A 25,123-nucleotide genomic window follows, 5' to 3' on the forward strand; every position below is an offset into this window, starting at 1 on the left:
TGACGCGCCAATGACAAAAAATTCGAAGACGCAGCAATGGTACCAGAAACTGGCGAGCTCCCCCCATGCATTGATACTCCTATTTTTTCTCTCTGCTCTGGAAGCAACTGTGCTTCCCATAGCCTTAGAGTTAATTTTAATACCGTACATGGTACTCGAGCGCAAACGCATATGGCTGGTTTCGACCGTTGCTTTAGCGGGATTTTTAGCCGGGGCTATTGGTGGTTATTACATTGGCTTTGCCTTATTTGATACCGCTGGCGAATGGTTCATCAACTACTTTTCCCTTCAGGATTATTATAAAGAATTCCAGGAAACTCTGAGCGAAGACGGTTTTATTGCTATTTTTCTGGTAGGTGTTACTCCTGTTCCTTTCCAAGTGGCCATGCTGGCCGCAGGCGCTGGCGACTACCCGCTCTGGTTATTTCTTTTGGCCGCAGGTGCAGCGCGGGCTTTACGTTATTATGCATTAGCACTTATCGTTTTATGGTTAGGGCCTTATACTGAACGTCTATGGGGTAAATACGCAGGTCGTGTCGGTTGGTCTATCCTCATCGTCGCGGGAACTGTGTTATTACTAATGCAGCTTTTTTAAGTATTTAAGGTACCAATGTTTCTACTCATTCTTTTTGCCATTATCGCTATTGGCGTTTCATTTATTTGCTCAGTTTTAGAAGCCGCTATTCTATCTGTTACGCCCAGTTACGTTGCGCAGCTGAAAGAGACCAAGCCTAAAACCCATAGGCAGTTACGCAAGCTAAAAGACTCTATCGATAAGCCCCTTGCAGCAATATTAACACTCAACACAATAGCCCATACAGCAGGCGCAGCGGGTGTTGGCGCTCAGGTTGGAGTTGTTTTCGGCGACGGCTACCTGGGTGTCGCTTCAGCCGTTATGACTCTGCTTATTCTGGTACTTTCGGAAATCATACCTAAAACGATTGGTGCCAAGTTCTGGCGACCCATTGCACCTTCGCTTCCCCCAATACTTAACTTTATGATTTTATCCCTGAAGCCGTTTATCTGGCTTTCCGATCAAATCACCAAACGTATTGGCAGCGGAGAAGCAGACATTGACGTTCGCTCTGAAATTAAAGCCATGGCTACTATAGGCCACGAGGAAAACGCACTGGATGATGACGAGCGCCGAGTCATTCTGAACATTCTCGACTTACATGAAATTCGGGTACGTGAAGTTATGACCCCCCGTACTGTGTGTGAATCTATTCGACCAGATTTAAGTATGGCGGAAGTCGGTGAAAGAATAAGAGAATTACCTTTTTCCCGATACCCGGTTATTGATAATGACGAGGAGCCACAAGGTATCGTTTTTCGCAGTGACGTCCTTGATGCTGACGAATCAGATACGCTGAAAGACATTGTACGATCAGTTGAGGTAGTTACAGAAACTGTCAGTGTCGAGGCTTTAATGAGTCATCTGCTCAAAGAGCGTCAGCATATGGCATTAGTGTACGACGAACACGGCAGCTGGCTGGGACTCATTACCCTGGAAGATATTATCGAAACCATACTGGGTACCCCCATTATGGATGAAACCGATAACATAGCGAGTTTACGACGTTATGCTCGTCAACGCTGGGACAAACGGCTCAAGCGCGACCCAAATCAAACGCAAAGCCAGTAAGGTAATGATTAAGCGAAACAGTTGGTTAAAGCGCTGGTCAGTAATTTTTTTTAGCCAGTGCAGGCCAACCCAGGTGCCGGCAAAGCCTGCCGCTATCATTGCTAATACCAGCGGTAACCAGTCCCGAAAGACAAATCCAGCCATGCCGAACACCAGCGCTTTGGGCGCGTGTTGCATGGCCATTACAGCGGAAAAAGTCGCGACCGTTTGCATTCGCTGGCTAAATCGAGCTTTTACAAAAGCGGCAACCAGAGGCCCTGAAGCACCAACAAAAAGAGAAATAAAGCCGGTAACCAGGCCACCACCGACCAAGCCAGACCGACCGCGAAAGCTCTGTGGCAACTTAGGCCCCCAGGTTAGCCACATTAAAAACAATGCGATGGTAACTTGCAGAAAATGTGTCGGAAGCTGAACCAATAATAAGCTGCCAATAAAAGTGCCTAATAAACCAAAAGGCACAAACCAGCCAACGGTTGGCCAATGAATGTGTTTCCAGGCCAACACGGTTCGGCCCACATTAGACCCCATTTGCACCAGTCCATGTACCGGAATAACCGCACTACCAGGTAACACCAAAGCCATCACACCAATCAGTACCGCGCCTCCGCCTGCGCCGGCCACGGCTGTTAATAACGAGGTTGCGGCTGATAAAAGTACCAGGCCATAAAACAAGGCTTCGTTAATCATGCTTTCTTACTGCTCCCTGAGTCCCTGATTTGCGCTGATCGGGATCAAAACGGTATACTCCGCGCGATTTTTACGCGAATTGCTACGGCGATTTAAATAAAGGCTCCGGATTTACGTTTCGGACCGCTGAAAAAGGTAACATGATATGTATATTTGTGCGGCATTGTATAAATTTGTTGAGTTAAATGACTATAAAGAGCTCCGCGAACCTCTGTATCAAACGCTTATTGCAAACGATGTAAAAGGCACCCTGCTGTTAGCCCGTGAAGGTATTAACGGCACTATTTGCGGTACCCGAGCAGCTATTGACAACGTGTTGAGTTACTTACGTTCCGACGAACGTTTTGCTGACATTGAACACAAAGAATCCCCCAGTGACGAGCAAGCGTTTTACCGCACCAAGGTCAAACTGAAAAAAGAAATTGTCACCCTTGGCGTTGACTGGGTTGATCCTAAAAGCTCGGTCGGCACTTATGTAGACCCGGAAAAATGGAACGACCTGATAACCGACCCGGAAGTGCTGGTGATAGACACCCGTAACGAATACGAATACGCGGTTGGAACCTTTGAAGGTGCCATTAACCCTAAAACCGACACATTTCGTGAGTTCCCCGAATACGTTAAGCAACACCTGGACCCGGAAAAACATAAGAAAGTGGCGATGTTCTGCACCGGCGGTATTCGCTGCGAAAAATCGACTGCTTATTTAAAAGAGCAAGGCTTTGATGAGGTTTACCATTTAAAAGGCGGAATTCTTAAATATCTGGAGATGATGCCGGAAGACAACAGCCGCTGGAATGGTGAATGCTTTGTGTTTGACCAGCGAGTTACGGTTAAGCATGGCCTCGAACAGGGTGACTACGACCAGTGTTATGCTTGCCGCACGCCCATTACCACGGAAGAAATGCAGTCAGAACATTACCAAAAAGGTGTCAGCTGTCCGCATTGCTACGACAAAACCTCGTCCGAACAAAAAGAACGATTTGCTGAGCGTGAGCGTCAAATTCAATTGGCTAAAGCCCGCGGTGAAAAGCACATCCGCGACGGTAAACTTGAAAGCCTGAGTTGATTTAACTCACAGCGCCCCCACATTGTTTATGTAAGCATAAGCTGACAGTTATTCAATTTAACTGTCAGCGTTATCGATTTTCATCGCTTTCTTTAACCCTATGATTCAACTATGGTTAGGATATAACGATGATAAAGGAGGGTTTTATGAAACAATTAAGCGTTATTGGTTTAGACCAGAAGAAAGCCGAACAACTCGGCGACAAGCTCAATGAGCTACTTTCAAATTACCAAGTTTTTTACATGAATGTTCGTGGTTTTCACTGGAACATCAAAGGCGAGCGTTTTTTTGAACTGCACGCTAAATTCGAAGAAACCTACGACGATTTGCTGCTGAAAATTGATGAGATTGCGGAACGTATTTTAACCTTGGGTCAGCGCCCTCAGCATGCTTACTCGACCTACATCAAGAACAGCGAAATTGAAGAAGTTAAAGACGTACATGACGGCAGAGCCTGTGTAGCTAATATTTTGGATAGCTATCAGACGACCATCCGTCTACAGCGTGAAATTCTCGAAATTTCTGACGAAGCTGGAGATGAAGGTACCAATGCACTGATGAGCGACTACATCAAAGAGCAGGAAAAAACAGCCTGGATGCTGACGTCTTACATGGGCAATTAATTGTCCCGAAAAGTAACGTTGAAAAACGCCCCGGTATTTGGGGCGTTTTTGTGTCAGTAACGATTAGAAAGTGTAATTCAGCCGAGCGTAGTAGTAACCACCGTTAATACCGAACGGGAAGGTTTCCCAACCATATTTAAAGCCCGCATCGGAAAAGGGTGATCCAGCACTGCCCCATTCATCCGGGTAAGTATCAAACAGGTTGTTCGCACCTATACGAATATTTAAGTCACTGGTAAAGTCGTAACCAACAGAAAGATCGGTTAACCACTTACCGCCCCACTCATGACGGACCCCAGTAAAAGCCTGACCTTCAACAGCACCAAAGTAATTTAGGGCTAAGTTGACGTTCCACGCGTCACGAGTCCAGTCACCGCTTAATGTGGCTTTCTCACTGGGCTGACCCTCTTCAAGGCGCAGAACTTGAGTGTCGTTAAATATTTGCTCTCCCGGAATTAATGAAGAGACCGAATTCACCTGCTCTACGTCGGTATTCATAAAGCTCATTGCGGCAGTTAAGTTTAAATTGCCATCCATGAACTCAGTCGGGTAAGACACAATCACATCCAGACCCGTGGTTTTGGTATCAACAGAGTTAGTGAAGAATTGAGCAGCTCCCAGGTTATTATCTTCCAGAATTTGACCAAACTCTGCACCTACATCAGCCGTCAGTGATTCCGACAACACAATGCGATCATCAATATTGATTTGATAAAAGTCCATGGTCAAATCGAAACCGTTATCGAAGCGCTTAATAAGGCCCAAGCTTACGCTTTCAGACGTTTCTTCTTCTAACTCGTTGATACCAAACTGCCGTGCGACTTCATCATCGTTGGCGATGGTACCGGTTTCAACCAACGTACCATTAACAATATTAGTTGATACCTGGCTGTAATAAATTTGCTGTACGCCCGGAGCTCGAAATCCGGTCGATACCGTACCACGCAAAGAAAAATCACTGTCGATATCATAGCGGGCAGACAGTTTACCGGAAATATTATCACCGGCTATGTCATAATCTTCGTAACGTAAAGCGCCTGCTAACAAGAAGTCCGGTGTTACATAGTATTCCGCATCGACATAAGCGCCATAACTGTCACGATCGGCATCTACCGCCTGACTAGGGCTAAAACCCGGGAAGCCTTGTATTCCAGCTTCTGCAGGCTCGCCAGATGGCGTTAAAATTTCAACGCTTGGGTCGTTAGCTCTCCCATAAGCCCAGGATACCGGGTCACCCGGGTTGATTTGATAACCATCGCGGCGCATTTCTAACCCCACCGCGAGATAAAGCAGCTCGTTTGCGATATCGACCGTACCATTAAAATCTAAATTGAATGTCGTCTGCTCAAAGACCAGTTCGCCATCAAAAGCTTCCGTCGGTGTTTCACCATAAATACCGCCGTCCGGGCTAGGCTCGTAGTACCAACTTACGTTCGCTGAGTTTGACGAATTAAAACCAAATTCATTTTTACCGTAAACCACACTGGCATCCCACAGCCAGGCATTAGGCAGGTCACCGCGAATACCAACAGCCAAGGACTGGTCATCCGCCTCGGTCTCTAATTTTGGCAAGAACCCATCGGGGTAAATTGCCTCGATGGTTCTAGGGTGTTCACGCCCCCGAAAAAAGCCAGAAGATCCACCATCGCGAGTTGAAACACCACCGAATGCATATAATTCCTTATTGTTGCCCAAGTTATAGCCAGAGTTAAACCATGCATACAAATTTTCAGAATCTGCGTCACCAATATGAAGGCGAACCACTGGTTCCCCGCCGGGCGAAAGCCAGTCACCTATCAGCGATGCTTCGGCTGGAGATGCCCGGTTCGTCATTCCTCGGTCACGGTACTCCAGAGTGCCGTTAAAATAGCCATTTTTTGACGTAGTACCAAAGTTAACGCCAACCGTATTAACTTCGCCATCGCCCTCGTAAGTTTGACCTATTTCAGCGGAGACACTGCCGCCGTCAGAACTTTTCAGAGTAATATTAATAACCCCGGCAATAGCATCCGAGCCGTATTGAGCTGCGGCTCCGTCCCGCAGAATTTCGACACGTGCGACAGCGGTAATGGGAATGGCGTTGATGTCATAGCCTGCTGAGCCTTTACCAATGGTTTCTTGAACGTTTACAAGAGCTTGTTGATGCCGGCGTTTACCATTGACCAGAACCAAAACCTGATCCGGATTGAGCCCGCGCAGTGTTGCAGGGCGAATTATGTCAGAACCGTCAGAAATGGTGGTGCTGGAAAAGTTAAAAGAAGGCGCACTCATTTGCAGAGCTTTACCGAGTTCGGTCGCTCCTGTATTTACCAGTTGCTCTGCAGAAATAATATCAATTGGCGATGCCGACTCTGTTGCCGTTCTGCCATTGACTCGGGAACCCAGAGTGACAATGCGCTCCATCGATTCATCAGACTCTGCATTAGCATCTGCTTGTTGCGCAAGACCGGTACCCGGAATTGCTAACGCTGCTGACATAGAAATGGCCAAATACCCAAGTTTAAAAGATGCTCTTCTCATAGTTCCGCCTTACTTTTGTTATTTTACTGTTTTAAACACAACCAGCTTATTAACAATTACAGACATTTCATCAGTCTGGAAATATACCAGATGTCATAAATCATTATTTATAAGGAAACTTGCGGATCTGACAGAGTGCTTTATATTGGTAAGTTGTAAACACAACAAAAGGAAGACTTTATGACTCGTATCGTAGGTATTGTTCTATTAGTTGTTGGCGCTATTTTATTGTATTTCTCGTATGAGGCCTCACAATCAATTGCCTCTAGCGTGTCAGAAATGGCGACAAATGAGCCAACTGACAACACCATTTGGTATTTAATTGGTGGTGTTGCCGCAGTCATTGTTGGTCTTTACGCGGTTATTCGTGGAAAATAACCTGGTAAACGTGGTTAGCCAGACGTATTACCTGATACGTCTGGCAATCTTAAAGCTGTGAAAGTCGCTAGTACGCCAATAGCTCCTAGTACCCATAAAACAGCAGCAACGCCATAAGCAGCATCGACCCACCCCAGTAACAAACCAGCTAAAAGTACAACTCCCATCACTGTATTAGACACCGCGGTAAGTTGCGCCCGATTATCTTGCGTTGCCATATCAACCAGATAGGTTTTCCTGCCAACTCGTGCTCCATGATGCGCAACCGCCGAACTGAATAAAAGTAATGCCGCGATCCACTGCGCGCCCAAGGCTCCCGGTATCCAGTAGTAAAGCGCCAGCGCAACGGATATGACCAGAGTCGACATAACGGAAGCTGCTGCCATCACATGGTGACTGGCCGAATCGGACCAACGACCCCAAAAGCGCCCAGCCAATAAGCCGGCAAGTCCACTCGCAAGCATTAAACTGCCCAGGCTGGTCAGTTCAGACTCACCTTCACGCTGAATTAAAACCACAATATATGGAATAGCAAAAGCGGCGGCGACCAGTAATGCCCGTGAAATGACAAAGTGTCCAAACTGACTATCCTGCCACAGCAAAGACATCGATTTGAGCGCTTCGGTCAGCGCGTTACCGCCACCCTCGGTTGCACCGGCAACCTCAGGAATGCCCGCATAAAGTAAAGCCGCAGCAAACCAAAGCACAACACCGGCCCCCAGTAGCCCAACAAATAGCGAGCGCTGACCTTCCATATCAGGTGCAAATATAATAATCATTGCGCTTAGCAGCGTGAGTAATCCGGCAGCAGAAGCCGCGACACCGGACATTCGCCCACGGCGAGTTTTAGACACCGTTTTGCCGGTCACATCTTTATTCGCGACAGAACAGATGCCCCGCGACAAACTGAATATTGCCAGTAAAACAACCACGGACCAGCCCAGTGCAGATCCATCTAAAGTTGCTACCGCAAACAGCATAGCCAACAACGAGACGGCCTGACCAATACTGCCAGCAACCCAGAACCATTTACGTACCGGTTGCTCTCGTAGCTTTTGAGCAACGAAAAGTTGCGGCAATAAAGCCAGAGACTCCCGTAAAGGCACTAAAGCACTAATAAACATTGCCGGGGCACCTAACGAGCTCAACATCCACGGCAACACAAGGCGCGCACTGACTAAGCTATCACCCAGTTTAGTCAAAGTTAACGATAACAACATCAAAACGAATGAACGCGGTTGCTCTTTACAGGCGGACTCAGGAATATCTTTACAGACGCGAGCGTCTTCGTCTTCAGCTAAGTAGCCGTAAACGCGTTCAGTCAATTTTTTATCAGTCATGGCAATGTGTTCGCTTTAAGAAAAGTGTCGAAATAGATGCTGCCATACTTTATTCAGCCATTCCACAAACTCACACCATTGTGCCAAACGTTGCCGGTCAATTTGATAATGGGCTACTCTTTCGTACTCGGCTATTAAGCGAACGGCCACATCGTCACTGAGTTCGTTCACAACAATTGCACTGGCAATATCAAACAAGGGGTGACCAATACCCGCGTACTCCCAGTCAATAACCCGGACAGGCTCAGTCATTAAAATATGATTCATCGATAAATCGTTATGGCATAACACCGGATAACTGAGCCAGTCTTCTAACAAGGGTTGCATCGGTGCCAATTTTTGGCTCATTTGCCCGGCAACTGCCGAATTGACCGAACGCAGCTGTTGCAAATAATGCTCTACCCGCTCAGTCATAGACCAGGCCGGGATATCGACTCGTGTATTGTGGATTTTTGACAGTGTTTCAGCCAGTACGGTGGCTTTACTCAAAGGCGACAGCGTCATTTGCTGTAAAGACGGAGCCTGATAGTAAGGTTGTAAAAGCCAGCCTTGCTCAACATCGTAATCAAAAACGTCGGGGGCAAGAGTCTGCTGCGCCAGCTCTTTTTGTATGGATACTTCAAGTTCACGATCAACCGCGAACACCTGTTCATAGCGCCAACGTTTTAATACATAATCTTCAGTCTTTGTGCGCAACCATAACGTTTGGTTGGACTGCCCTGAAGCCAGCTCCTGTATTTCGCGGGGCCGACGAATCACCCCGCTTCACTCGCAGATTTCAGCGAAATGTCATGACGCCAACGCCACATGGCATAAATTACCAGTATCAGATAAACCACAAACAGCAAGGCAGTGGCAACAAAGCCTTTGCTGGCGTATAAATAAACGTAAACACTGTCTATAACCAGCCAGTACCACCAGGTTTCATACGCTTTTTTGGTAACCAGCCAGGTGGCCAGCAAACTGAATACAGTGGTGTAAGTATCGAGCCATACCGCGTCTGCGTCGGTATAAGTCGAAAGTAAATAAGCAATAGCTGCAGCCAGAGGAACCAGCCACGCCCATTGCAGCAGGTGCCAGCGAAGCGGGTATTTGGCGCCATCAGGACTCTCTTTTGCAGCGCTTTGCTGACGCTGCCATTGCCACCAGCCATAGCCGGCTAACGCAATGTAGATTGTTTGCAGCAAAGACTCCATATACAACTTACCTTGCCAGAACAAGACAGCGTAAATAGTACAGCTAACCGCCGCCGCAGCCCAGCACCACTGGCGCTGATGCGCCGCCAGCACTAAATATCCCAAAGCCATGACTAAAGCCGTCAGCTCCCAAGGGGAGCTGACCATCAACTGCTCAAGCCAGGACTCGAGCAAAGATTCAGACATTATCCGGCCTTAGGTCTTTATTAATAAACTTACAAACCAGAACATTTGAAGGGACATTCTGAAAAAGCAGCTCCATTTCGTCACTCAGAATCCGCATAACATCCTGCATTTCACCAAAAATTTGCGTACTCATGGTATTGGTCAGCACCGTTAGTTCTGAATGCTGATTCAAACGCGAAATGAAGTCTGTAATCGTATCCAGATAATTTTCAGCCAGTGGATACAGTGACATTTCTACTGAGATTTGCATACTTATCCCCTTTAAAACGATTTACTCACAGTGATACCAAAACGACGTGGCTCACCGTATTGAACGTAAGTTTCTTCATTTTCATAACCAGTTCTGGGGTCGTTGGCAAAGTAAAAACCTCGAACCTCGTAGTCTTCATCCGTTAAATTACGCCCCCACACGCTAAAGTGCCAATCCTGGTAATGATAGTTTAGCGCAAGCTGCAGCACTGCCATGCTGTCCGCTTTCTGGTTATGCGAGTCGGAGAAGTAGAACTCGTCTTTCGCATCGGCCTGAATCACCCACTGGAAGTTTTCGCCCAACCAGCCCTCGAAGCCAATATTCAACTGGTAATTAGGCGCTTGCGCTTGCTCCCGCCCGGTCATATCGGTGCCATCTTCAGTGACAAAGCCTTCAATTTCGGTTTGTAACCAACTGGCCGAAGAAAAAATCGCCAACCAGTCCGTAAACTGATTACGAATTTCCGCTTCCAGACCATAGCCTGTGCCTTCAGCGGCGTTCTCAATATAACCAACGAAAGACTGATTGCGATTAACCCAACTCTTTAACTGAACGTCGTCTCGCCAGTGATAGAATGCACTTACTCTCGATGTTAGCAGTCCATCTGCACTCCTCCCTTTTACACCAAACTCGGTACTCCAGAGGACTTCAGGAGAATAGGTTGAGCGGTCTAATAAATAATTTTCTACTTCTTCCAGCCCCTGATCTTTGGCCTTACCTAAAGCTTCGCCGTTAACGCCGCCAGCTTTGTAACCGCGTGCGAGTGTCGCGTACAGATAACTGTCGTCAGACGCCTGGTAACGAACACTGAAATTACCTCCCACCATGGTATCTTCAGGCTCCGCAGTAATACCACGACTGTCGAGGTATTCGTTGTCATAACGCTCTACCCGCAAGCCAGTGATGGTACTAACGCGGTCACTCCAATGCTGAGTCAACTCACCGTAGATAGCCGCATTTTTACTGTCATAGTCGCTGTTGAAAATACTTGGCTGGCCTAAATCCCAGTTAAAATAGTCGCGCGTCAGTTGTACCGACTTATCGTAATAGTACAAACCTAAAACCCATTCGCTATCAACACCAAACAGATTTTCGGGTTCGTCGGATACCCAGCGAACTTCCGCGGTTTTGTCGTCACGGTCGCGGAGGTACGCGTCAAAAGCCGAGTATTCCCAGCCCGGTGCGATACCTTTATAAGTCCAGTCTTCGTCGTAAGCGTAGCCGGTGTCTGCATCCAGGTAGTTAACAGACATTTCCAGACGGCTATTGTCAAAACCCAGGTAACTGAGCTGCAGGCGCAACGCCTGACTTTCTAAACGATCATAACCCGGCTCGTCGGACAAAGTTTCGCGAGTATTGTCGAGACTAAACGCATCGTAGCCATTGTCGACATCGTTATAATGCAGAACCGTTTGCAGCAGCCAGTCTTTACTGAGCTCGGTATCCAATTTGAAGCGCGCAGTCAGTTCATCTCGCTGTCCCGTGTCGTCGCGTTCAAGGTAGGTGTTTTCAATGTAGCCGTCTTGCTGAAACTGACTGACCGAGAAACGCGCATTACCTAATGCCCCTAGGCTACCGCCCATAGCCAGGCCGCCCATCGCTTCGGAATAGTTGCCTGCTGATAACTGAAACTGGCCATTAAAATCGCTGCTCGGTGCGGTGCTGTCCAGAAGCAATAAACCCGCCATAGCGTTTACACCAAAGCGTCCACTTTGCGGACCGCGAAAAACTTCCACCTGATTAATATCAAACAAAGACGCAGCACTGCCTAAACCACTGTAGTCAATACCATCTATTAGCAAGCCCACAGAAGGAGTGACCGGATCAACAAACTGAGAGCGTTCGCCAATACCACGAATTTGAATAAAGCGAGCGGTAGAAGTACCACCAGAAAAATTCACGTTCGCAAAGCTGTTCAGCGTGTCTTGTAAATGCTGCGAGTGACGCTGTTGCATCGCATCTTCATCAATAATTGAAACACTACTGGTGGTTTCGTTTAAGGTGCGGCGATGAAAGTCACCACTCACTTCAATAATCTCGATGTCTTTTGTATCTTGTGTGTCTTCTGCTGCAAAGGCAAAAGCGGGAACGCTGGATAACGCAGCGGCGATGCTGGCTGCTAAATATGAATTGATTATTTTCATGGATCATTTCCTCAAAACAACAGAGTCAGAAACGATCCGGTAAGGCTGTAATTAGACGGGTTTTCTACCATCCCTACGCCAGTATTAACCGGATCAGGTTTTAAGGGTTCGCTAATGCATCTCAGCCGTTGCCGGCACCCCTTGGTAAAGCGGCGTCAGTATAACGCAGCTTGTTAGTTAAACAAATTTACTTTCAGTGCAATTAAATAAAGGACAGAGCGTCGCCGTAAAGGTTTTCTAACGGTACGTCTTTAGCGACAAAATCGTCGCGAATAACGCGTATCATTTCAAAGCGGCCAGCCATATAAATTTCACATTCAGGCAGACTTTGCTCACGAGCCATAACCGCGTGATGCACCAAACCTATAGAATAAGCCCAGTTGTTATCCGCGTCTTCGACGACCGGGTGGTAATCAAAGTGCTCGTACTGACCTGCTAAGCGTTCCAGTTCGTCATGCAAATACAGATCGCTTAAGCTTTTTGCACCCCAGTAAAGTGTCAGAGGCCGCTCTGGCGACAAACGTAAATGTTGCTGCAAGATAGAATAGGTGTAAGAGAAACCGGTGCCACCAGCAATTAACACTGCCGGCTTAGTGTTTTCCTGACGGTAAAAAGCCACACCATCTGGCGCGTCAATTTCTAATTCCCCATCGGCACGCACTTTATCCAACACTTCCATTGCATAGCTGTTGTCCGGCGTGGCGCCTATGTGAAGTAACCACTCACTTTTTATGGACGGGCACGACGCAATACTAAAAGGCCGCTTATCGCGTTCGCCCATCATCACCATAAGGTACTGGCCTGCTTTAAACTCAACCGGTTGCGGCAGTTGCAAACGCACTTCCCACACAGCATCGGCCAACTGGCGCGAAATTTCAGCTTTACAGGTCATTTGTTGACTCATTCACGACTCCATAATGTTCAGTTCGTCCCACAGCTCGTCAACACGCTGTTTTACCTCGTCGCTCATGACTATTGGCTCGCCCCACTCACGGTCAGTTTCACCCGGCCATTTATTGGTGGCGTCCATTCCCATCTTCGAGCCCAGTCCGGAAACCGGTGAAGCGAAATCGAGATAATCTATAGGCGTATTTTCGACCAGGGTCGTATCGCGTGCCGGATCCATCCGGGTTGTCATAGCCCAGATAACATCTTTCCAGTCACGCGCATTCACGTCGTCGTCGCACACAATTACGAATTTGGTGTACATAAACTGACGTAAGAAAGACCAGACACCCATCATCACGCGCTTCGCATGACCCGGGTACTGCTTCTTCATAGTGACTACGGCCAAACGGTACGAACAGCCTTCCGGTGGCAAATAAAAATCGACAATTTCAGGGAATTGTTTTTGCAGTAACGGAATAAACACTTCATTTAAAGCAACGCCCAGCACGGCAGGTTCGTCCGGTGGACGCCCGGTATAGGTGCTGTGGTAAATCGGATCTTTACGATGGGTAACATGAGTCACGGTAAACACCGGAAACTCATCCACTTCGTTGTAGTAGCCGGTATGATCGCCATAAGGGCCTTCCGGCGCCATTTCGCCCGGCTCTATATAACCTTCCAGAATAATTTCAGCGTGCGCCGGTACTTGTAAATCATTACTGAGGCACTGTGTTACTTCGGTTTTGCTGTCGCGCAACAATCCGGCAAAGGCGTATTCCGACAAGCTATCGGGCACCGGTGTTACCGCGCCCAAAATAGTTGCAGGATCAGCACCCAAAGCAACTGACACCGGGAACTTTTCGCCCGGATGCTGCTGGCACCACTCCTGGAAATCCAGTGCGCCACCGCGATGCGACAACCAGCGCATAATGAGCTTATTCGGACCCAGGAGTTGCTGGCGATAAATACCTAAGTTCTGGCGTTCTTTATGCGGACCACGAGTGACCGTAAGCCCCCAGGTAACCAACGGTGCAACGTCGCCCGGCCAGCAATGCTGAATCGGCAACTTTGTTAAGTCAACGTCATCGCCGCTCATAACCACTTGCTGACATGGCGCCTTTTTAATGCTTTTTGGCGACATGCTCAGCACTTTTTTGTACTTAGGCAGTAAATTCAACGCGTCGCGAAAGCCTTTAGGAGGCTCCGGCTCTTTTAAAAAGGCCAGCAATTTCCCCACATCCCGTAAGGCGGTCACCGACTCCTGACCCATACCTAAAGCCACCCGGTCTGGGGTGCCGAATAAATTAGCTAAAACCGGCATATCATGGCCTTTCACGTTTTCAAACAATAAGGCCGGACCTTGTGCTTTTAACGTACGGTCTGATATTTCAGTAATTTCGAGGTAGGGGTCTATTTCTTGTTGGATACGTTTCAGTTCACCGCGCTCCTCGAGGAGCGCGATGAAATCACGCAGATCTTGATATTTCATACGCCACTTAACTGTTGCGTTGACGTTTCATCGATTCGAAGAATTCGTCATTGGTTTTGGTCATCTGCAAACGGTCAATCAAAAATTCCATGGCCTCAACTTCGCCCATGGGATGCATGATTTTACGCAGGATCCACATTTTTTGCAGCTCGTCCGGCGTGGTCAGCAACTCTTCACGACGCGTACCTGAACGGTTGAAATCAATTGCAGGGAACACACGGCGTTCGGCCAACTTACGGTTCAGGTGCAGCTCCATGTTGCCGGTACCTTTAAACTCTTCGTAGATGACTTCATCCATTTTCGAGCCGGTATCAATAAGCGCGGTTGCAATAATGGTTAAACTACCACCTTCTTCTACATTACGCGCAGCACCAAAGAAACGCTTAGGTTTGTGCAATGCGTTGGCATCCACACCACCGGTTAAGACTTTTCCGGAGCTTGGAATAACGGTGTTATAAGCACGGGCTAAACGAGTAATGGAGTCGAGCAAAATCACCACGTCTTTCTTATGCTCAACCAGACGTTTGGCTTTTTCGATAACCATTTCCGCTACCTGAACGTGGCGGCTGGCTGGTTCATCAAAGGTGGAAGCAACGACTTCACCATGCACCAGACGGTGCATTTCGGTGACTTCTTCCGGACGCTCATCAATCAATAGTACAATCAGTTCTGCATCGGGATGATTCGCTGCAATAGAAGTCGCTATATTCTGCAGCAATAAGGTTTTACCCGCTTTAGGTGGCGCGACAATAAGACCACGTTGACCTTTACCAATTGGCGCTGATAAATCCAATACTCGTGCAGTGATATCTTCTTTGCTGCCATTACCGCGCTCTAAATGAAAACGCTCTTCCGCGTGTAGCGGCGTTAAGTTTTCAAATAAGATTTTATTGCGGGAGTTTTCAGGCTTGTCGAAGTTCACTTCACGAATTTTCAGCAGGGCAAAATAACGTTCGCTGTCTTTCGGTGGGCGAATTTTCCCGCCAATTGTGTCACCCGTACGCAGGTTAAAGCGACGAATCTGACTTGGCGAGACGTATATATCGTCTGGTCCAGCCAGGTAGGAAGAGTCGGCTGAACGCAAGAAGCCAAAGCCATCCTGCAAAATTTCCAGCACACCGCCGCCGTGAATGTCTTCACCACTTTTAGCATGCGCTTTTAAAATAGCGAAAATGATGTCTTGCTTGCGCAAGCGGGCCATATTTTCAAGACCCATTGAGTCCGCGAGCTGAACTAGCTCGTTTACGGGTTTATCTTTAAGTTCTGTTAGATTCATAGGAGGGTTTTCGAGTTATCGATTGAACACAAAGCCTTTTTTAATTTGACTCTAGAAAGTAAAACAATTGGAACTTTCGGAATTCGCGAAGTGCGAAACCAGAAACAGACGTTTCATTTAAAAACAGGCTAACCGGTGGAGTTGGTGAACCCGAATGAACAGTTAATGAGCAGAAGTTATCACCAAAAAAGCGATTCGTCCAGTTTTCTCAACAAAAACGGCGCTTAACACGCCGTTTTTTGACAATCATTAAATGTGCTGGTCTAAAAACTCAGTCAGTTGAGCACGTGATAATGCGCCCACTTTCGTTCCGACAACTTCGCCGCCTTTAAACAACAGTAACGTTGGAATGCCACGAATATTGTATTTAGGTGGGGTTTGTTCATTGTGGTCGACGTTCAGCTTACCAATAACTAATTTATCAGCGTACTCGCTGGCAATGTCATCAAGAATAGGTGCTACCATTTTACATGGCCCACACCACTCAGCCCAAAAGTCGACTAATACGGGTTTATCGGAATTTATGACATCAGCATCAAAACTGTCATCACTTAGCTGAACTATTACGTCACTCATGGTACTCTCCGCTACTTTCTTCGCGTGGAAATATTAGAATAGTATTATTTCTGTTTTTGAATACAAGCGCAAACTGATATGCTTATAACTTATGACTAAAAAACATCTTACAGAAACTCGCTTTGCTGATTTGGCGCTTCACCCCAAAATCCAGCAAGCAATATCCAGTGCCGGATTTGAGTATTGTACTCCAATTCAGGCGTTAAGTCTGCCCGTTGCTCTGTCTAACCGCGATGTTGCTGGTCAGGCTCAGACAGGTACAGGCAAAACCTTGGCATTTCTGCTGGCTACTTTCAACCGCTTAATGCAGAACGAATCGTCCGAAAAAACCGAATCGGGCCCACGCGCACTGATTATGGCACCGACTCGGGAACTCGCTATTCAAATAGCGCACGATGCTAATGCCCTTATTGAGCATTGCGGCTTGAAAATGGGCGTGATTTACGGCGGCGAAGGCTACGAAGGTCAAAAAGAACAACTAGCGGCACAACCAGACATACTGGTCGGTACCACTGGTCGCCTTATCGACTTTTATAAGCAGGGTCTATTCAGTCTTAAAGACATTGAAGTTGTGGTGCTGGACGAAGCCGACCGCATGTTCGATCTTGGCTTTATTGATGACATTCGCTATTTATTGCAAAAAATGCCGGATCCATCCAAGCGGCTGAATCTGCTGTTCTCTGCAACATTGTCTTATCGTGTGCAGGAACTGGCTTACGAGCATATGAATGCACCGACTAAACTCGAAGTGGAGCCGTTACAAAAAACGGCGACAAGGGTAACTGAAGAACTGTTTTATCCTTCTAAGCCAGAAAAGTTTCCGCTATTACTTACGCTGATTGAGGAAGACTGGCCGGATAAAGCCATTGTTTTCGCCAACACCAAGCACGGTTGCGAAAAGGTACACGGCTGGTTAGTCGCAAACGAACACCGCGCAGGTCTGTTAACTGGCGATGTTCCGCAGAAAAAGCGCTTACGCATTCTGGAAGACTTCGCCGAAGGAAAGCTCGACTTTCTAGTCGCTACCGATGTCGCCGCACGTGGCCTGCATATTCCTGAAGTGACTCATGTGTATAACTTCGACTTACCGGATGACTGCGAAGATTATGTTCACCGTATAGGCCGCACAGGTCGTGCAGGAGCGAGTGGCGCCGCAATAAGCCTGGCGTGTGAAGAGTACGTATACAATTTACCGGCTATTGAAGACTACATTGGTCACACCATTCCGGTCACCAAATACGATGGCGATGCTCTGCTGTCTGATTTGCGACGTCCACGTCCAATTCAGCGCCGTCGTCGCCATAACTCAGGCGGAGGAGGCAAGGGCAAACCTCGCGGCCGTCGCTCAGGGCCTCCGCGCAACGCGTCGTAATATGCCAGCCAAAAAGCGCAAACTTGCTGCCATCGACATGGGATCCAACAGTTTCCACCTGTTGATGGCAGAAGTTTCAATGACGGGCTTCTTTCCTAAGCCCCGGATTCTCTCCCAGCGTAAACAGAAAGTTCGTCTAGCCGACGGCTTGGGCGACAATGACAGCATAGACGACGCTGCCATTTCCCGTGCCATAGATTGTCTTACTCTGTTTGCCAAAGAGCTGAAACGCTTCCAGCCCTTTGCAGTAAAAGCGGTAGCAACTGCAGCGCTGCGCAAAGCCAGTAATCAGAAAGAACTTCTTGCGCGCTTTGAGTCGACATTAGGCTTCCCTATTGAAGTTATTACCGGCGAGCGTGAAGCTGAATTCATTTATGCGGGAGTTTGTAGTGCGTCGCAATGCCGGGATAACGTTCTGGTTATTGATATTGGCGGTGCAAGTACAGAGGTTGTCGCCGGTAATGGAACCCAGGCTAATGTGCTTAACAGTCTGGATATGGGCTGTGTAGTGTTTCAAAACCGTTTCTTTAAAGATGGACAAATTACCCCGGATAACGTAGAGCTAGCTATTCAGGCCGCTACGAAGCTTATTACGCCCTACGCCGCTGATTATAAGCAACATGGTTGGCTGCGGGTTCTTGGCGCATCAGGTACTTTTCGTGCACTTACCGAAATAGCGGCGGCGGAAAAACAGCCAGGGCTTAGTCAAAGCTGGTTAAGTGAACTGATTCAGCGTTGTATCCGGCAGGGGCAAATTGAGCGTCTGAATTTTGCCGGATTACGTGATGACCGCCGCGCTGTTCTAATGGGCGGAATCACCATACTTTTGGCTGTGCTGAAGGTACTTAGTGTGAGCGATTTTGAAGTGACTTCCGGCGCGTTACGCGAGGGTTTACTCGCGCAACTTGCCAATGAAATTACGGCTTAGCGTTTATTCGTTGTAAGACGTTCAGCTACCGATTTTGCAAAATACGTTAAAATACCGTCAGCACCGGCTCGTTTGAAACCCAGCAAACTTTCTTCAATAACGTCCTGACCCAGCCAGCCATTTTTAATGGCAGCCTGGAGCATGGCGTATTCACCACTGACCTGGTACGCAAAAGTCGGCACGCCAAAAGTGTCTTTTGCACGGCGTACAATGTCCAAATAAGGCATGCCCGGCTTCACCATCACCATGTCAGCGCCTTCCTGTATATCCAGTCCAATTTCCTGCAGGGCTTCGTCTGAATTAGCCGGGTCCATCTGATAGGTCTTTTTGTCAGCCCCTTTCAGGTTTCCGGCAGAGCCGACCGCGTCGCGGAATGGGCCGTAAAACGCGCTGGCATATTTAGCCGAATACGCCATAATTTGAGTGTTGATAAAGCCTTCAGCTTCCAGTGCTGAACGAATAGCGCCAATGCGCCCGTCCATCATGTCCGACGGAGCTACAACATCTACTCCGGCTCGCGCGTGAGACACAGCCTGCTTTACCAAAACCTCAGTGGTAACGTCATTGATCACGTAACCGCTGCCATCAAGAATGCCGTCTTGCCCGTGAGTTGTAAAAGGATCCAAAGCCACATCGGTCATTACGCCTAGCTCCGGAAACTTGGCTTTTATGGCTTTGACCGCACGCTGAGCCAGACCGTTATCATCATAAGCCGCTTCAGCCATCTCCGACTTAGCCGAAGCAGGCGTTACCGGGAATAAGGCAACCATAGGAATACCGAATTCAACCAACTGAGCGCATTCTTGCAACAACAGATCGATACTCACACGGTCAACGCCAGGCATTGAACTGACCTGCTCACGCTGGTTCTCACCTTCGAGAACAAACATAGGGTAAATTAAATCGTCCACGCTCAACTGGTTTTCTGCCACCAGCCGCCGGCTAAAATCGTGGCGGCGTAAACGTCTTAGGCGTCTGCCCGGAAAAGCACCTTGATTTGTCATTCTTCACTCCTGATGGGTTACTGCACCGCTAATCTGTCGCGGCCTTTATGTTTGGCGGCATATAGCGCATCGTCTGCGGCTTTAAAAATTTCATCCACATTATCAAAAATACGCACGCTAGTGGAGATCACACCAATACTCAGCGTAATCTTAAGCAAGCCGGCATCGGTTTTAAACTCGGTATTACGAACCTTTTCCAGCAACTGACTGGCAAAAGTTTCCGCCTCCTGAATGTCGGTTTCCGGCAAGATAATGGCAAACTCTTCACCACCATAACGACAGACAATATCCGCGGCTCGCTTAGCGTGTTGCTGCATTAATTTTGCCAGCTGTTGCAAAATCTGGTCTCCGGCAAGGTGACCATAGGTATCGTTCACGGGTTTAAAGTGGTCGACGTCAATCATTAATAACGCAAGCGGTAACTCGCGCCGCAGTGTGCGCCGCAGCTCACGTTCCAGGTGCTGCTGAAAATAACGGCGGTTATGCAAGCCAGTCAAAGGATCTTCGATGCTCTTCTGCTCCAGTTCAGTATTAACCTCCTGAAGTTCGCGTAAGGCAATTTGTAGCTCAAAAGTGCGTTCATCGACACTCTCTTCCAGCTCGCGGTTATGACGTTGCTCAGCCTGTAGGCGCTCTTTACGTTGTTCGCTGTAGCGTACGGCCAGAACCCAGGAGAGCAGCAAAATTTCAATGCCTGACCCTATCATAATGGCATGACGCTGAATAAACATGCTGTCGATAATTCCAAGATAACCCAACGAGTTAGCGACCACAGAAATTAGCAAACTGCACCAGGCAAGTGTGAAGATACGCGCATATAAAAAGCCCTTACGCCAAAGATACACGCCAACCAGCAGCAAAAATAGACAACCAGGAATAGCCAGGCTCAGCAGGATGTGAATACTGACCCGATAACTGGCGAAAATAGCAATTAATAGGCTGACGGCTGAGAGGAAGGCCATCACCATTAGCCCGCGACCCCAGGTGTATCGGTAACGTTTTAGTTCGAGGAGCTGATAAGCAAAAAAGGCAGCGGTTAGAAAGGTGAGACTGCCAAATATTGGAATTCCTTTATCCTGTAAATACAGGGAGTTAGGCCATAAGTAATGAAAGCCAAGCCCCTCTAATGACAACATCAAGCCGGCAAAAAATAGCGTGTAAAGCGAATACACACCAAATTCAGGCTCGCGCGACGCAATAAAACCGAAAAGGTTATAAACCGCCATACAAAGCAGTACACCAAAGTAAATTCCTTCAGCAATACGACGGTTCATTTGCGTCTCAAAAAAATCAGCTTCGGTACGTACAGCGATAGGCAGGCGCATTGAGCTTTGCGTATTAGTTTTAATATAAATTTCACCGCCGATGTCGGTGGGTAAAGGAACCGCAAATTCTGACGTTGGTATTGGACGCTCATTGAACGGCAAAGTGTCACCCATCCGATAAGTTCTTAGCCCCTCCGGGCTCATGATATAAACGGTCAGTTCATCGAGCAAAGGGTAGGCAATATGCAAAATACGGTCATAAGGTTTAGCATCGAGTTTAAAACGAAACCAATATTCATCACTGGTGTAACCAAAGGATGCCCGGTCTGTATCGAGTTTGCGCCAATCAGTTGAAGGTAAGTTTTTTGCGGTTTCTAAGTCCAGATTTTGCTGGCTGTTAGTGTATTCAATTGCCAGCTCTGACTGGCTTTCGGGAAGTATTTGCGCCACAGCAGCGGATGCAGAAAAAAGCAGAGCCACGAGAGCCAAAAATAGCCACTGCAATGCACTTACTCCGGAAGCTTTAGTCACTGTTCTCTCCCAGCCCGAAAAACCGTTCCGTATTCGCATAGGTCAGCTCGGCTAAATGCTGTACCGACACCTCAAGATAGTTGGCCAGAGCCTCCCCAACTACCGGCAAAAGCGCAGGCTCATTCATTTTAGGTCGCGGCTTCAGCCCCCGCGGTAATAAAAACGGCGCATCCGTTTCAAGTACCAGCCTGTTCAGAGGCAGGTAAGGCAAAGCTGACACCAGTTCTTGGTTACGTCGCTCATCACACACCCAGCCGGTAATGCCAAACCAATGGCCTCGCTCAGCATAACGGTTCAGCGCTTCGGCGCCACCGGTAAAGCAGTGAGTTAAGCAGGGCGTTGAGTCATCACAATACTGGTTTAACAGCTCTATTTGGCGGTCAATTGCATCGCGTTCGTGCAAATACAGTGGAAGATTTAACTCATTAGCCAGCTCAATTTGAGCAACGAATACCTTTTCCTGTGCATCGCGGGGAGAAAAATTCCGGTTAAAATCCAGACCGCATTCACCAATAGCGACAACACAGGGCTGTCCGGCCAATTCCCGTAACTGTTTTTTGTAATTCGCTGACACCTCGCCGGCGTCGTGAGGGTGAATACCCACGGTCATCAGCAACTTGTCAGGAAACTGCTGGCACAATTTAACGGCTTGCTCCGCCTCTTCAATAGAGGTTGATATAATCAACTGCTTTTGCACATTAGCCTGCTCGGCACGAGCCATCACTCCGTCCAGATCGCTCAACAACCGTTTGTTGGTTAAATTGACACCGGCATCAAACCACATCGTCGTCTTCCTGTTGGGTGGGTGTATACCAACGGCTAACTTGTAAACCTAACTCAAACAACAACCACATAGGTATTGCCAGTAACGTTTGGGAAATAACATCGGGAGGGGTTAGCAACATACCAATAGCGAACGCACCAACAATAATATAAGGCCGTTTTTTTGCCAATGATTCGCGGGTGCAGGTGCCGGTCCAGATCAGCAGCATAATGGCAACCGGCGTTTCAAAGGCAATACCAAAGGCAACGAAAATCGCCAGAATAAAGTCCAGATAGCGGGAAATGTCGGTAGCAACAGTGACCCCCTCCGGCGCAGCACTACTGAAAAATGCCATGGCAAGAGGCAGAACCACAAAATAGGCAAAGGCAATACCGGCATAAAACAACAACGTGCTGGTAGCCAGCAGCGGAATGACCAGGCGCTTCTCGCGACCATACAAGCCCGGTGCGATAAAACCCCATATTTGCCACAGTAAATAGGGAACGCTAAGCGCCAGCGCCACAACCAGCGTTAACTTAAAAGGGGTGAAAAAAGGTGCGGCAACGTCTGTGGCGATCATTTGCGAGCCCACCGGCATGTTCATCAGTAGCGGCTGGGCGACAAAATGGTAAATGTCATTGGCAAAGTAAGCGAGCGCTGCGAACACAACCAGAATAACCAACACCGAGCGTAATAGCCGGTTTCTGAGCTCCAGCAAGTGATTTAATAAAGGGGAGTCACTCATTACCTTTACCCACATCGGTTCCGGTTTTTTCTTTGGGTTTCGAATCTGGCTTAGAATAGGGTCGCTGAACCTCTTCTGCCGCACTTCTTAATTCGACTAGCGAGCGTTGCAGTTCCGGACTTAAATTTTCAAGGTCCTGACTCTCGGCTTGTTTCAAATGTTCGTGCAGCTCTTTAATCCGCAATTCGTGGTCAAGCTCGTTTTGTACTTTTTGAGAATACTGTTTAATACTCGACAGGGTTCTCTGAAAGCCGCGAATAGCCGAAGGCAGGCGCTCGGGACCAAGCACCAGCAGACCGACTATCGCAATAAGTAATAACTCCCAGAAACCAATATCGAACATTTAAGATTTCCCGGATTTGTCCGAATTCGATTTATTGTCATGTTCTTCTTTGTGCTGCAAAGAGTCGTCTTTCTCTTTGCTGTCATCTTCGTCGCCCATAGACTTCTTAAAGCCTTTTACCGCATTACCTAAGTCTGAACCCAGGCCACGCAGACGCTTGGTGCCAAACAGCAATACAACAATGACCAACAAGATGAGTAACTGCCAAGGTGATACACCCATGTTATTTCCTACCGTTTAAGTTAAACAAATTCACTATTCTTTGTTTTCGGACGAGTCCGCCAGGCCATAAGGCCCAAAAGAACCGTGACAATACCCGCTCCAATAGTCACGTCTGAAAGCTCAGTCTGATTCCAGAGCAATGTCGTACAAATTAAGCCGCTGCCCGTTAACACTGTCCAGAAAAGCGACGTCGATGCTTGTCTTTGAGTTAGCAATTGCTGCTTACGTAACTCTCGCTCGCGCTCATCAATATTATGTTGTTGGCGAAGGTTTTCATACAGCATCATTGGCATTTCCGGCAATTTTTCCGCCCAGTACGGCGCGTTCTCTTTTACCGACCGCACAATTGCACGCCAACCTAACTGCTCCTTCATCCAGCGCTCAAGGAAAGGTTTGGCAGTTTTCCATAAGTCCAGTTCCGGGTACAACTGACGCCCCAAACCTTCAATGTACAAAAGGGTTTTCTGTAGCAAAACCAACTGCGGCTGTACTTCCATCTCGAAGCGTCGAGCTGTATTGAATAAGTTAACCAACACATGTCCGAACGAGATATCCGCTAACGGTTTCTCAAAAATAGGTTCACAAACCGTTCTTATGGCCGACTCAAACTCTTCAATATTGGTGTGTTTGGGTACCCAGCCTGAATCAACGTGTAGTTCTGCCACTTTTCGGTAATCGCGGTTAAAAAATGCCAAAAAGTTTTCAGCTAAATAACGTTTGTCGTCGCGGTTTAAAGTTCCGACAATACCAAAATCAATACCGATGTAGCGCGGGTTCAATGGATCATCTTTCGCCACAAAAATGTTGCCAGGGTGCATGTCGGCATGAAAAAAGCTGTCGCGGAACACTTGAGTGAAAAAGACTTCAACACCCCGCTCTGCCAGTTTTTTCATATCTACGCCGCGGGCTTTCAGTGTAGCAATATCGCTCACCGGAATGCCGTCAATACGCTCCATGACCATCACGTTGTGGCGACTGTAGTCACTGTAAACCACCGGAATATAAAGCAAGTCTGAGTTTTCAAAGTTGCGTTTGAGCTGTATCGCGTTCCCGGCTTCGCGCATTAAGTCCAGCTCATCCAGCAAGGTTTTGCGGTACTCTTTCACTACTTCTTTCGGCTTTAAGCGCCGCCCGTCCGGCAAATGGTGCGCAGCTACCGACGCCAGGGTTTCCATCAACTCCAGGTCGGCGTTAATCGTTTCACGAATATCCGGACGAATAACTTTTATGACAATATCCGTTAGCTCACCGTCTATGGTTTTCAGTTTCCCAGTGTGCACCTGAGCAATTGACGCCGAGGCTAAAGGCGTTGTGTCAAAATCTGTGAAACAGTCGTTAATGCTCTGCAAACCTAGGGACTTTTCGATAATACGCTGTGCGGCATGACCGTCGAAAGGAGGCACTTTGTCCTGCAGGCGTGCCAGCTCAATTGCAATATCGGGCGGTAATAAGTCGCGGCGGGTTGAGAGCATTTGGCCGAACTTGACCCAGACCGGGCCAAGCTCTTCCAGTGCCAGTCTTAAACGCACACCGGCAGGTTTGTCTTTATGCTTATTGGGTAACCAGAAAAAAGCATGGCGGCCTAAACGAATCGTCCAGGGCAACCAACGCGCAGGGATGAGATCATCTAGCCCGTAACTCAGTAGTGTTTTGGTAATTTTGTAAAAGCGACGCGTCCGCATC

The 25,123-nt window shown here is 47.8% G+C and carries 25 protein-coding genes and 1 riboswitch; of the genes, 7 read left to right on the forward strand and 18 right to left on the reverse strand.

Going from position 1 to position 25,123, the window contains the following annotated elements:
* Window positions 1-10 precede the first annotated feature (10 nt).
* Window positions 11-595, forward strand: coding sequence for a YqaA family protein (locus U0358_RS12090; RefSeq protein WP_322406428.1), 585 nt, complete (start codon window positions 11-13; stop codon window positions 593-595).
* A gap of 15 nt (window positions 596-610) precedes the next feature.
* The gene (locus tag U0358_RS12095) at window positions 611-1,645 is read left to right on the forward strand and encodes a CNNM domain-containing protein (RefSeq protein WP_322406429.1); all 1,035 of its coding nucleotides are present in this window, start codon (window positions 611-613) and stop codon (window positions 1,643-1,645) included.
* Here the strand turns inward: U0358_RS12095 and U0358_RS12100 are convergent.
* Window positions 1,574-2,332 (reverse strand): sulfite exporter TauE/SafE family protein, encoded by a 759-nt coding sequence (locus U0358_RS12100; protein WP_322406430.1) that lies wholly within the window; start codon window positions 2,330-2,332, stop codon window positions 1,574-1,576. The two genes, U0358_RS12095 and U0358_RS12100, sit on opposite strands and share 72 nt — an antisense overlap.
* A gap of 145 nt (window positions 2,333-2,477) precedes the next feature.
* Between U0358_RS12100 and U0358_RS12105 the strand changes: the two genes are divergently transcribed.
* Both U0358_RS12105 and U0358_RS12110 read left to right on the forward strand, forming a co-directional pair.
* Entirely contained in the window at window positions 2,478-3,401 is a 924-nt protein-coding gene (locus tag U0358_RS12105; protein ID WP_322406431.1) for an oxygen-dependent tRNA uridine(34) hydroxylase TrhO, read from the forward strand.
* A gap of 146 nt (window positions 3,402-3,547) precedes the next feature.
* A complete protein-coding gene (locus U0358_RS12110; protein WP_011235578.1) occupies window positions 3,548-4,024 on the forward strand; it encodes a Dps family protein in 477 nt (158 codons plus the stop codon).
* Between the two features lie 63 nt (window positions 4,025-4,087).
* On the opposite strand, the gene U0358_RS12115 is transcribed toward U0358_RS12110, so the two are convergent.
* On the reverse strand, window positions 4,088-6,544 hold the full coding sequence (locus U0358_RS12115; RefSeq protein WP_322406432.1) for a TonB-dependent receptor plug domain-containing protein: 2,457 nt from the start codon (window positions 6,542-6,544) through the stop codon (window positions 4,088-4,090).
* A 180-nt stretch (window positions 6,545-6,724) separates the two neighbouring features.
* On the opposite strand from U0358_RS12115, the gene U0358_RS12120 reads away from it, so the two are divergent.
* A complete protein-coding gene (locus tag U0358_RS12120) occupies window positions 6,725-6,922 on the forward strand; it encodes a DUF3185 family protein (RefSeq protein ID WP_011235579.1) in 198 nt (65 codons plus the stop codon).
* 14 nt (window positions 6,923-6,936) lie between these two features.
* Here the strand turns inward: U0358_RS12120 and U0358_RS12125 are convergent, their stop codons facing one another.
* The 9 genes from U0358_RS12125 to trxA all read right to left on the reverse strand — a co-directional run bounded on the left by U0358_RS12125 (window position 6,937) and on the right by trxA (window position 16,267).
* Window positions 6,937-8,262, reverse strand: coding sequence for an MFS transporter (locus U0358_RS12125; RefSeq protein ID WP_317497607.1), 1,326 nt, complete (start codon window positions 8,260-8,262; stop codon window positions 6,937-6,939).
* A 15-nt stretch (window positions 8,263-8,277) separates the two neighbouring features.
* A complete protein-coding gene (locus U0358_RS12130; RefSeq protein ID WP_322406433.1) occupies window positions 8,278-9,021 on the reverse strand; it encodes a phosphotransferase in 744 nt (247 codons plus the stop codon).
* Entirely contained in the window at window positions 9,018-9,644 is a 627-nt protein-coding gene (pnuC, locus tag U0358_RS12135; protein ID WP_317497609.1) for a nicotinamide riboside transporter PnuC, read from the reverse strand. The genes U0358_RS12130 and pnuC overlap by 4 nt, the downstream gene beginning before the upstream one ends.
* Window positions 9,637-9,894, reverse strand: a complete 258-nt coding sequence (locus U0358_RS12140) for a YkoF family thiamine/hydroxymethylpyrimidine-binding protein (RefSeq protein ID WP_317497610.1) — start codon at window positions 9,892-9,894, stop codon at window positions 9,637-9,639. The genes pnuC and U0358_RS12140 overlap by 8 nt, the downstream gene beginning before the upstream one ends.
* An 11-nt stretch (window positions 9,895-9,905) precedes the next feature.
* Window positions 9,906-12,038 carry a TonB-dependent receptor gene (locus tag U0358_RS12145; protein WP_322406434.1) on the reverse strand — a complete coding sequence of 711 codons (2,133 nt, stop codon included), beginning with the start codon at window positions 12,036-12,038 and terminating at the stop codon, window positions 9,906-9,908.
* A gap of 53 nt (window positions 12,039-12,091) precedes the next feature.
* Window positions 12,092-12,190, reverse strand: a riboswitch (TPP riboswitch).
* 50 nt (window positions 12,191-12,240) lie between these two features.
* A complete protein-coding gene (gene fre / locus U0358_RS12150) occupies window positions 12,241-12,942 on the reverse strand; it encodes an NAD(P)H-flavin reductase (protein ID WP_317497612.1) in 702 nt (233 codons plus the stop codon).
* A complete protein-coding gene (gene ubiD, locus U0358_RS12155; RefSeq protein WP_322406435.1) occupies window positions 12,943-14,415 on the reverse strand; it encodes a 4-hydroxy-3-polyprenylbenzoate decarboxylase in 1,473 nt (490 codons plus the stop codon). It lies immediately after the preceding gene.
* 7 nt (window positions 14,416-14,422) lie between these two features.
* A complete protein-coding gene (gene rho, locus U0358_RS12160; protein ID WP_011235587.1) occupies window positions 14,423-15,691 on the reverse strand; it encodes a transcription termination factor Rho in 1,269 nt (422 codons plus the stop codon).
* 249 nt (window positions 15,692-15,940) lie between these two features.
* Complete coding sequence (gene trxA, locus U0358_RS12165) at window positions 15,941-16,267, reverse strand: thioredoxin TrxA (RefSeq protein WP_011235588.1); 327 nt, start codon at window positions 16,265-16,267, stop codon at window positions 15,941-15,943.
* A 91-nt stretch (window positions 16,268-16,358) separates the two neighbouring features.
* On the opposite strand from trxA, the gene rhlB reads away from it, so the two are divergent.
* A complete protein-coding gene (rhlB, locus tag U0358_RS12170) occupies window positions 16,359-17,639 on the forward strand; it encodes an ATP-dependent RNA helicase RhlB (protein ID WP_322406436.1) in 1,281 nt (426 codons plus the stop codon).
* Between the two features lies 1 nt (window position 17,640).
* A complete protein-coding gene (locus U0358_RS12175; RefSeq protein WP_322406437.1) occupies window positions 17,641-18,567 on the forward strand; it encodes a Ppx/GppA phosphatase family protein in 927 nt (308 codons plus the stop codon).
* Here U0358_RS12175 and hemB read toward each other — a convergent pair.
* The 7 genes from hemB to ubiB are packed head-to-tail and all read right to left on the reverse strand — an operon-like array spanning window position 18,564 to window position 25,122.
* A complete protein-coding gene (hemB, locus tag U0358_RS12180; protein WP_322406438.1) occupies window positions 18,564-19,571 on the reverse strand; it encodes a porphobilinogen synthase in 1,008 nt (335 codons plus the stop codon). The genes U0358_RS12175 and hemB overlap by 4 nt on opposite strands.
* 17 nt (window positions 19,572-19,588) lie before the next feature.
* Window positions 19,589-21,367: a sensor domain-containing diguanylate cyclase gene (locus U0358_RS12185; protein WP_322406439.1), complete on the reverse strand. Its 1,779-nt coding sequence runs from the start codon at window positions 21,365-21,367 to the stop codon at window positions 19,589-19,591.
* On the reverse strand, window positions 21,360-22,151 hold the full coding sequence (locus tag U0358_RS12190) for a TatD family hydrolase (RefSeq protein ID WP_317497618.1): 792 nt from the start codon (window positions 22,149-22,151) through the stop codon (window positions 21,360-21,362). Before U0358_RS12190 ends, U0358_RS12185 begins: the two co-directional genes overlap by 8 nt.
* Window positions 22,141-22,875, reverse strand: coding sequence for a twin-arginine translocase subunit TatC (gene tatC, locus U0358_RS12195; RefSeq protein ID WP_317497619.1), 735 nt, complete (start codon window positions 22,873-22,875; stop codon window positions 22,141-22,143). The genes U0358_RS12190 and tatC overlap by 11 nt, the downstream gene beginning before the upstream one ends.
* Window positions 22,868-23,218 carry a Sec-independent protein translocase protein TatB gene (tatB, locus tag U0358_RS12200; RefSeq protein ID WP_317497620.1) on the reverse strand — a complete coding sequence of 117 codons (351 nt, stop codon included), beginning with the start codon at window positions 23,216-23,218 and terminating at the stop codon, window positions 22,868-22,870. Before tatB ends, tatC begins: the two co-directional genes overlap by 8 nt.
* Window positions 23,219-23,440, reverse strand: a complete 222-nt coding sequence (gene tatA, locus U0358_RS12205) for a twin-arginine translocase TatA/TatE family subunit (RefSeq protein ID WP_317497621.1) — start codon at window positions 23,438-23,440, stop codon at window positions 23,219-23,221.
* A 20-nt stretch (window positions 23,441-23,460) separates the two neighbouring features.
* Window positions 23,461-25,122: a ubiquinone biosynthesis regulatory protein kinase UbiB gene (gene ubiB, locus U0358_RS12210; protein ID WP_322407482.1), complete on the reverse strand. Its 1,662-nt coding sequence runs from the start codon at window positions 25,120-25,122 to the stop codon at window positions 23,461-23,463.
* Between the last annotated feature and the right edge of the window lies 1 nt (window position 25,123).

The organism is Idiomarina sp. PL1-037, assembly GCF_034422975.1.
Lineage (GTDB): Bacteria > Pseudomonadota > Gammaproteobacteria > Enterobacterales > Alteromonadaceae > Idiomarina.